This window comes from Rhodoblastus sp. (assembly GCF_041915505.1).
Taxonomy (GTDB): domain Bacteria; phylum Pseudomonadota; class Alphaproteobacteria; order Rhizobiales; family Beijerinckiaceae; genus Rhodoblastus.
The window spans coordinates 1-2,753 of the sequence record NZ_JAYSBG010000418.1; the positions used below are offsets into that span (position 1 = coordinate 1).

Below are 2,753 nucleotides of genomic sequence, written 5' to 3' on the forward strand. Positions count from 1 at the left end.
AATTCCTGCGGAACGCCTTCGGCGCGACGGGAATCAAGGTCGGGCTCGATCCCAAGGACACCGAGCAGGCCACGGTCACTTTCGGCGAGCGCGCTTTGGGCCTCATCACGGTCGACGACGAGGATGGGGACCGCTCCTTTTCCTTCGCGATGAAAATTCCGGTCGAGCGGCCGGTGTTGCAGGATTATCTGCGGCGCTTGTTCGACAATGACGATCTCAAGATCGTGGCGCGGGCGAAAAAGACCGATTCGGTCGAACTGAACCGGGGCGAGGATTTTCTCGGCGTGATCTCGGCCGACGATCCCAAGGGCAAGTCCTATACCTTGCAGATGGCGATCCTCGATTTCGATCTCGAAGATTTGTGAGGATCATATGAAGCGCGCGGCCGTACGGACTTTCGTTTTGGCCGCGACGCTTTTTGCGGCGGCGCCGGTTTTCGCCGAGGACGCCTGTCCGATCGGCGACGAGGACGCAAGCAAGGCGGGCGGCTATGTCGCCGCCGTGCAGAAGGCGGTCGCCGCCGCCCCCGACTGTCCGGCTTCGTTCCACCTGTTCGAGACCTGCCAGCTCGGCTCGACGCAAGACATCGCGCTGTCCAATATCGTGCGCGACAAATGCGAGCCTCTCTTCCTTCCCAACATCAAGCCGGCGACGAAAAAGGCCTATGCCGAGGCGCTGAAACATTGCGACGAGGTCGCCGAGAACCAGAGCGGCTCGATGTACCAGTCCTTCGCCGCCATGTGCGAAGCCAAGGCGTCACGCGATTTCGCGGCGAAGGCCAAAGCGCATAAGTGAGCTGGCGGAGCAAATCTGCCGCCGGGTTCTCTCTCGCCAATGACCCGGAACGGCGGGAAGCCGCCCGTTGGACCGCCCGAGACCGTCATTGCGAGGAGCGTCAGCGACGAAGCAATCCACCCTGCGGCTTGCATGCAAGGTGGATTGCTTCAAGCGGCCAGGGCCCGAACGGGCGCTGAGTCGATTGCGGTGAGCACTCCGGCGCTCTTGTCAAAGCCGCGCATTAGGTACAGTTTCCATTTCAATCGGCCCTGTCGGCTATCGATGCATATGGAGCGACCGGAAAATGTGCAGAACTTGCGATAGCAAAGCTTTGGTCCGAAGGGATTTCCTCAAGTTCGCGGCGGCTGGACTTGCCGGGGCCGCGCTCGCGGGCGCGACAAATCCGGCATGGGCGGCCGATGGCGCGCCGACGTCACTCTCGCCGGACGAGGCGCTCGCGGCGCTCAAGGAAGGCAACGCGCGCTATGTCAGCCATCCGGAGCTCTGCTCGATCGACCTGGCTGCGGAGCGCGCCTCGGTAGCGGGGCACCAGGCGCCATGGGCGACGGTCATCGCCTGCGCCGACAGCCGCGTCCCGCCCGAACTCATTTTCGGCGGCCACGGGGTCGGCCAGTTGTTCGTCGCCCGCAATGCAGGCAACCTCGTCGACACGGCGACGCTCGGCACGGTCGAGTACGGCGCCGCCGTGCTCGGGTCGCCGCTCATCGTCGTCCTCGCCCACACAAGCTGCGGCGCCGTCAAGGCGGCCTGCGACGTCGTGAAAAAGAATGCGACCTATCCCGGCGCGATTGGGCCGATGATCGAACCGATCCTGCCCGCCGCGCTCGCCGCACGGGATGATCCGGGCGACTATGTCAACGCCACCGCCAAACTTAGCGCGCAGCGAACAGCGGCGCGGCTGACCGCAGCCAGCACGCTCGTATCTGGTCTGGCCGGTCAGGGTAAACTCAAGATCGTCGCGGCGATCTACGATATTGAGACGGGGGTCGTGAGCTATCTCGGCTGATCAGCCGTCATAGGGCGCAGCGGCGTCATCGAGGTCGGCTTCGAGCCGAACGCGGTCATCGGCCGGCTTCGGCGCCAAGCGTTTGACTTTCACGCCTGCTCACCCGTTCCCGGGCTGCCGCACGCCGTCGGCTTCGGCGCCGCGGATCAGATTGAGCGCGTTGGCGTGCAGTTTGGCCCAGTCGCCGAGCCAGGCTGGGTCGAAGCGCATTTGCAGCAGCAGGCGGTCGATGCGGAATTCCGCGAGGCAGGATTCCGGCAGGCCGTCGGCCGGGATTTTCGGCCGCTGGCAGCGCGCGAAAAAATCCTCTCCATCGGGCGGCGCGAGATAGAGGTCCTCGCCGGCATAAGGCGAATTATCCTCGAACCGGCGGCGCAGCAGCCCGCCTTCCGCCACTTGCACATCCGGCGCGAGATAGGGGCCGTAACGCTCGGCGGGCGCAGCCGGCGCGGCCTTGGGCGCGGGTGCGAGCGTCAGGAAGATCTGGGCGCGGCCCCTGTCGTCGGCTTCGCCGGTCGCGGGCAGGCGGGCGGGTGTGGCGGCGGCGGGGGCGAAATCGGGCGCGCGCACCACGAGGTCGATCCGGTCCGGCTCGATCGTGTCCGGCAGGCGGACATAAGCCGAGGCGAAGCGCAGGCGCTGGCCGGCCAGATCGAAGGTCAGCGCCTCGGCGGGCGGCGGCGCGGGCCAGAAACGCCAGAGCGCGAGCGCCGCGAACATGGCGACGGTGGGCGCGAAACCCAGAATGAGGACGATCTTGCGCAAGAGAACCAGGGGGACGGGACGCCGCCGAAAGGCGGATGAAATAGCGCGGGCTTTTTGATCCGGGCCGATTATGTTGGAGCCGATTATCGCCCGAATGGCAAGGGAGTCCTGAACCATGAGTCTTTATTCGCTCGACGGCGTCGCCCCCGAGCTTCCGCCCCAAGGCCGCTATTTCGTGGCGCCG

Annotated in this window: 4 protein-coding genes; 3 read left to right on the forward strand and 1 reads right to left on the reverse strand. The window is 65.6% G+C overall.

Annotated elements, in window-relative coordinates; translation table 11 throughout:
- From ACE3S9_RS17920 to ACE3S9_RS17930, 3 genes are all read left to right on the forward strand, one after another.
- Positions 1-365: DUF3126 family protein (locus tag ACE3S9_RS17920; RefSeq protein ID WP_374547837.1), on the forward strand; the 365-nt coding region annotated here is incomplete at its 5' end.
- A 7-nt stretch (positions 366-372) separates the two neighbouring features.
- Positions 373-795 carry a hypothetical protein gene (locus ACE3S9_RS17925; RefSeq protein ID WP_374547838.1) on the forward strand — a complete coding sequence of 141 codons (423 nt, stop codon included), beginning with the start codon at positions 373-375 and terminating at the stop codon, positions 793-795.
- Positions 796-1,108: 313 nt separating this feature from the next.
- On the forward strand, positions 1,109-1,804 hold the full coding sequence (locus tag ACE3S9_RS17930) for a carbonic anhydrase (protein ID WP_374547839.1): 696 nt from the start codon (positions 1,109-1,111) through the stop codon (positions 1,802-1,804).
- A 99-nt stretch (positions 1,805-1,903) separates the two neighbouring features.
- Here the strand turns inward: ACE3S9_RS17930 and ACE3S9_RS17935 are convergent, their stop codons facing one another.
- Positions 1,904-2,569, reverse strand: a complete 666-nt coding sequence (locus ACE3S9_RS17935; protein ID WP_374547840.1) for a hypothetical protein — start codon at positions 2,567-2,569, stop codon at positions 1,904-1,906.
- Positions 2,570-2,753: the final 184 nt, after the last annotated feature.

Excerpts from the sequence above, each read along its gene's own strand:
- ACE3S9_RS17925 (WP_374547838.1), top strand. The coding sequence starts at position 373 with ATGAAGCGCGCGGCCGTACGGACTTTCGTTTTGGCCGCGACGCTTTTT.